Origin of the sequence: Stenotrophomonas sp. SPM (genome assembly GCF_003105135.1) — a bacterium.
In the GTDB taxonomy this organism is placed as follows: Bacteria; Pseudomonadota; Gammaproteobacteria; order Xanthomonadales; family Xanthomonadaceae; genus Stenotrophomonas.
Genome location: NZ_QETL01000167.1, coordinates 1 through 4,832, shown reverse-complemented (window position 1 = coordinate 4,832; position 4,832 = coordinate 1). Strand labels below are relative to the sequence as shown.

Here is a 4,832-nt window from a genome sequence, read left to right as displayed (position 1 = left end):
GGTCCGAGAAGCAGCCGAGCGTGGGCTCGGCTCTACAGGTTCAGGCCCACCTATTCACCCACCTGAGCGGATTCTGACCGCCGCCGCCATTTTGCTGCAGTGCAAAATGCCATACGCCCCCGTCTGGTCCTAGTATCAAACAATCGTTTGATTAAGGTCCGCCACCCCATGGCCAAGCCCGCCCACTTCTCGACCAAGGACCGGATCCTCGGCGCCGCCGAGGAGCTGTTCGCCCTGCATGGCTTCGCCGGCACCTCCCTGCGCCAGGTCACCAGCCAGGCCGACGTCAACATCGCGGCGGTCAACTACCACTTCGGCTCCAAGGAAAACCTGGTCAACGAGGTCTTCCGCCGGCGCATGGACGAGATGACCAGCGTGCGCCTGGCCCAGCTCGAGCGCGCCCGCAGCGAGCACCCCGGCCAGCTGCGCCCGGTGCTGGCCGCCTTCGTCGAGCCCGCCCTGGCCATGGCCCAGGACCGGCAGAGCGGCGGCGCCTTCGTGCGGGTGATCGCCCGCGCCTACGCCGAGAAGAACGACAACCTGCGCAAGTTCCTGTCCGACCACTACGGCCACGTGCTGCGCGCGTTCGGCAAGGCCATCGCCGAGTGCGTGCCGGGCCTGAGCAAGGAAGAGCTGTACTGGCGCCTGGATTTCCTGGCCGGTTCGCTCACCTACGCCATGGCAGATTTCGGCCTGATCAAGCGACCCGCAGGTGTCACCGAAGCGGCGCATCGTGCCCATGCCGCCCATGAACTGATCCATTTCGCCGAAGCCGGGTTCCGCGCCGCCGCACGCGGCAGTGCCCTGCCCGCTTCCCCGTGATTCCACCGGGTGTGACCCACCCAGTAACTGCTGACCAACAAAGGCCCTACACCATGTCCAATTCCCTGCTAGTCCGCCGCGCCGCCGTGCTGGGTGCCGGCGTCATGGGTGCCCAGATTGCCGCCCACCTCACCAACGCTGGCGTCGACACCGTGCTGTTCGACCTGCCCGCCAAGGAAGGTCCGGCCGATGGCATCGTGCTGAAGGCGATCGCCAACCTGGGCAAGCTGAGCCCGGCGCCGCTGGCCAGCAAGTCGCTGGCTGAAGCCATCACCCCGGCCAACTACGAGTCCGGGCTGGACCAGCTGAAGGGCTGCGACCTGATCATCGAGGCCATCGCCGAGCGCATGGACTGGAAGCAGGACCTGTACAAGAAGATCGCCCCGTTCGTGGCCGACCACGCGGTGCTGGCTTCCAACACCTCGGGCCTGGGCATCAACAAGCTGGCCGACGTGCTGCCGGAGCAGCTGCGCCACCGCTTCTGCGGTGTGCATTTCTTCAACCCGCCGCGTTACATGCACCTGGCCGAGCTGATCCCGGCCACCACCACCGACGCCGCCGTACTGGAAGGCCTGGAAGCATTCCTGGTCACCACCCTGGGCAAGGGCGTGGTGTACGCCAAGGACACCCCGAACTTCATCGGCAACCGCATTGGCGTGTTCTCGATCCTGTCCACCATCCACCACACCCAGGAATTCGGCCTGGGCTTCGATGAAGTGGACGGCCTGACCGGCCCGCTGGTCGGCCGCCCGAAGTCGGCCACCTACCGCACCTCCGACGTGGTCGGCCTGGACACCATGGCCCACGTCATCAAGACCATGGGCGACACCCTGCCGAATGACCCGTGGCATGAGTACTTCAAGTCGCCGAAGTGGCTGGACGCGCTGATTTCCAAGGGCGCGCTGGGCCAGAAGACCGGCGCCGGCATCTTCCGCAAGGTCGGCAAGGACATCGTGGTTCTCGACCTGGAAAAGCAGGACTACCGCCCGGCCGACCGCACCGCCGCACCGGAAGTGGTCGAGATCCTGAAGATCAAGAACCCGGCCGAGAAGTTCGCCAAGCTGCGCGAAAGCCAGCACCCGCAGGCGCAGTTCCTGTGGGCGACCTTCCGCGACCTGTTCCATTACAGCGCCTACCACCTGGCGGACATCGCCGAGACCGCTCGCGATGTCGACCTGGCCATCCGCTGGGGCTACGGCTGGTCGCTGGGCCCGTTTGAAACCTGGCAGGCCGCCGGCTGGAAGCAGGTCGCACAGTGGATCGCCGATGACATCGTCGCCGGCAAGAGCATGAGCAGCGCCCCGCTGCCGGACTGGGTGTTCGATGGCCGCGACGGCGTGCACGCTGCCGAAGGCAGCTACAGCCCGTCGCGCAACGCCAAGCTGCCGCGTTCGGCGCTGCCGGTGTACCAGCGCCAGCGCTTCCCGGATCCGTTGCTGGGCGAGAAGTTCGCGCCGGGCGAGACCGTGTTCGAGAACGACGGCCTGCGCATGTGGCACGACGGCGACGGCATCGCCGTGGTCAGCTTCAAGACCAAGATGAACACCGTCTCCGACCAGGTGCTCGATGGCCTGCAGGAATGCGTCAGCCGCGCCGAGAAGGATTTCCAGGGACTGGTGATCTGGCAGCAGAAGGAACCCTTCTCCGCCGGTGCCGACCTGGCCGGTGCGCTCGGCCTGCTGCAGGCCGGCAAGGTCGACCAGTTCGAAGAGATGGTCGCCAACTTCCAGCGCACCAGCCAGCGCATCAAGTACTCGCTGGTGCCGGTGGTGGCCGCTGTGCGTGGCCTGGCCCTGGGTGGCGGCTGCGAGTTCCAGATGCACAGCGCCAAGACCGTGGCCTTCCTGGAAAGCTACATCGGCCTGGTCGAGGCCGGCGTCGGCCTGCTGCCGGCTGGTGGCGGCCTGAAGGAACTGGCCGTGCGTGCCTCGCAGGCGGCCGGCCCGGGCGGTGACGTGTTCGCCGAACTGAAGAAGACCTTCGAGACCGTGGCGATGGCCAAGGTGTCCAACTCGGCGGTCAACGCCCAGGAACTGGGCCTGCTGCGCAGCACCGACAAGGTGGTGTTCAACAGCTACGAGGCGCTGTACATCGCCAAGGCCGAAGCACGTGCACTGGCCGAAGCCGGTTACCGCCCGCCGCTGCCGGCACGCCGCATCCAGGTGGCCGGTGACGTGGGCATCGCCACTTTCAAGATGATGCTGGTCAACATGCTGGAAGGCCGTTTCATCAGCCCGTACGACTACGAGATCGCCGAGCGCATCGCCACCGTGCTGTGCGGCGGCAAGGTCGACCGCGGCACCTTGGTGGACGAAGAGTGGCTGCTGACCCTGGAGCGCAAGCACTTCGTCGAACTGGCCCAGCAGGAAAAGACCCAGGCCCGCATCGCGCACATGCTGAAGACCGGCAAGCCGCTGCGTAACTGATTGATGGCGGGTGCCGGCTGCGGCCGGCACCACCTGCTGTGGCAGTCGAGCATGGCTCGACTCTACAAAACCTATTCGAGAGATCACCGCAATGACCAAGCAAATCCAGGACGCCTACATCGTCGCCGCCACCCGCACCCCGGTTGGCAAGGCGCCCAAGGGCATGTTCCGCAACACCCGCCCCGACGACATGCTTGCGCACGTGCTGCGCAGCGTCGTCGCCCAGGCCCCGGGCGTGGACGTCAACCGCATCGATGACGCGATCATCGGCTGCGCCATGCCGGAAGCCGAGCAGGGCATGAACGTGGCGCGCATCGGCGTGCTGCTGGCCGGCCTGCCGAACACGATTGCCGCGCAGACCGTGAACCGCTTCTGCTCCTCCGGCCTGCAGGCCGTGGCGCAGGCCGCCGACGCGATCCGCCTGGGTAACGCCGACCTGATGCTGGCCGGCGGCACCGAATCGATGTCGATGGTGCCGATGATGGGCAACAAGATCGCGATGGCACCGAGCGTGTTCGACAACGACCACGTGGCCATCGCCTACGGCATGGGCATCACCGCCGAGAAGGTGGCCGAAGAGTGGAAGGTCTCGCGCGAAGACCAGGACGCCTTTGCACTCGCCTCGCACCAGAAGGCCATGGCCGCCATCCAGAACGGCGAGTTCAAGGATGAGATCAGCCCGTACGAGATCGTCTCGCACCTGCCGGACCTGGCCGACGGCCAGCGCATCATCACCCGCAACAAGGTTGCCGACACCGACGAAGGCCCGCGTCCGGACTCCTCGGCCGAAGGCCTGGCCAAGCTGCGCCCGGTGTTCCGCAACGGCCAGTTCGGCGGCACGGTTACCGCCGGCAACTCCTCGCAGATGAGCGACGGCGCCGGCGCGGTGCTGCTGGCCTCGGAACAGGCGATCAAGGATTACGGCCTGACCCCGCTGGCCCGTTTCGTCAGCTTCTCGGTGGCCGGCGTGCGCCCGGAAGTGATGGGCATCGGGCCGATCGCCGCGATCCCGAAGGCACTGAAGCAGGCCGGCCTGACCCAGGACCAGCTGGACTGGATCGAGCTCAACGAAGCGTTCGCCGCGCAGTCGCTGGCGGTGATCCGCGATTGCGGCCTGGACCCGAGCAAGGTCAACCCGCTGGGCGGCGCGATCGCCCTGGGTCATCCACTGGGTGCGACCGGCGCGATCCGTACCGCGACCCTGCTGCACGGCCTGCGTCGTCGCCAGCAGAAGTACGGCATGGTGACGATGTGCATCGGCACGGGCATGGGCGCGGCGGGTATTTTCGAGGCGCTGTAAGATTCAGAGTGTTGCCTCGTTGGGCTTCATGGCGTGGGCCGGGTCGGCAGGACTGCCCGGGACACGCCGTGAACCCCTCCATGGGGGCTCGGTGGCGCCATCCATGGCGCCAACGGTCCCGGGCAGCCCTGCCAACCCGTCCCTCCCAGCCTCCCCGCGGCGGAAGGGTGAGCAAAGGCAGAAGCAGTAGCAACTGTCTTGTCAGGGGCTGCCGAGGGCTACCTCGGCGTCCCGCTTGCGAGCATTTAGGATCACCAGCATTTTCCGCATGACCGCCACAAGTG

At 66.7% G+C, this 4,832-nt stretch carries 3 protein-coding genes; all 3 read left to right on the top strand.

What is annotated here, in order from left to right; genetic code table 11:
- Window positions 1–168 precede the first annotated feature (168 nt).
- Complete coding sequence (locus tag DCO49_RS19365) at window positions 169–822, top strand: TetR family transcriptional regulator (RefSeq protein ID WP_079221619.1); 654 nt, start codon at window positions 169–171, stop codon at window positions 820–822.
- A 53-nt stretch (window positions 823–875) separates the two neighbouring features.
- Window positions 876–3,248 (top strand): 3-hydroxyacyl-CoA dehydrogenase/enoyl-CoA hydratase family protein, encoded by a 2,373-nt coding sequence (locus tag DCO49_RS19360; protein ID WP_116865375.1) that lies wholly within the window; start codon window positions 876–878, stop codon window positions 3,246–3,248.
- Between the two features lie 91 nt (window positions 3,249–3,339).
- A complete protein-coding gene (locus DCO49_RS19355) occupies window positions 3,340–4,548 on the top strand; it encodes an acetyl-CoA C-acyltransferase (RefSeq protein ID WP_005416236.1) in 1,209 nt (402 codons plus the stop codon).
- The last annotated feature ends 284 nt before the right edge of the window (window positions 4,549–4,832 follow it).